The 1,148-nt window shown below is 42.2% G+C and carries 1 protein-coding gene; it reads right to left on the reverse strand.

The features are described from left to right. The coding region (atpA, locus tag IE294_RS50400) for a F0F1 ATP synthase subunit alpha (protein ID WP_189895390.1) at positions 1–1,148 on the reverse strand (1,148 nt) is incomplete at both ends.

The raw sequence follows: 1,148 nt of genomic DNA on the forward strand, positions 1-1,148 counted from the left end.
TTGGTCCTGAATAGCGTCTTTCAAAAGCGTTTCCGCTTCCTCAGTGAATGTCTTGGTAGAAGATATGATTTCTTGGAACTGAGGTTTATTCGTTTTTAAGTAAGTACGTAACTCAACGAGAAATTTCCTTACTTGTCCAATTTCTAATGAATCAAGATAACCATTCGTTCCGGTATAAATAGTACTTATCTGTTCTGCCACCGTAAGAGGAGCTGATTGGGATTGTTTAAGCAACTCACGTAATCGTTGACCTCGTGCCAATTGATTCTGAGTAGCTTTATCGAGATCAGAAGCAAATTGTGCAAAGGCTTCTAATTCGGCGAATTGGGCCAATTCCAATTTTAATTTACCAGCGACTTGTTTCATAGCTTTAATTTGAGCCGCCGATCCTACTCTGGAGACGGAAATCCCCACATTAATAGCAGGTCTGATTCCAGCATTGAATAGATCGGCGGATAAGAATATTTGTCCATCTGTAATGGAAATCACATTAGTAGGAATATACGCCGAAACGTCTCCCGACTGGGTCTCAACTATTGGTAAAGCAGTCATACTTCCTTCACCTAACTGAGAACTTAATTTAGCGGCTCTTTCTAAAAGGCGCGAATGCAAATAAAAAACATCTCCTGGATAAGCTTCACGACCCGGCGGTCTTCGTAATAGAAGAGACATTTGGCGATAAGCCTGTGCTTGCTTGGAAAGATCATCATAAATGATTAAGGTGTGTCGTTCACGATACATAAAATATTCAGCCAAAGCAGCTCCTGTATAAGGAGCGAGGTATTGTAATGTAGCTGGGGAATCCGCCGTTTCGGCTACCACAATGGTGTACTCCATCGCTCCCCTTTCTTGGAAAGTGGTCACTACCTGAGCCACAGAAGATGCTTTTTGACCGATAGCTACATAAACACATATTACATTTTGCCCTTGCTGATTGAGAATCGTATCCGTGGCTACTGCTGTTTTACCGGTCTGTCTATCCCCAATAATTAATTCTCGCTGACCACGTCCTATAGGGATCATCGAATCAATAGCAATAAGGCCTGTTTGAAGAGGCTCATAAACGGAACGTCTCGAAATAATACCTGGGGCAGGAGATTCAATTAACCGAGATTCAGAAGCTGAAATTTCACCCCGACCGTCAATAG

Origin of the sequence: Streptomyces canarius (assembly GCF_014650735.1) — a bacterium.
GTDB lineage: Bacteria > Actinomycetota > Actinomycetes > Streptomycetales > Streptomycetaceae > Streptomyces > Streptomyces olivaceoviridis.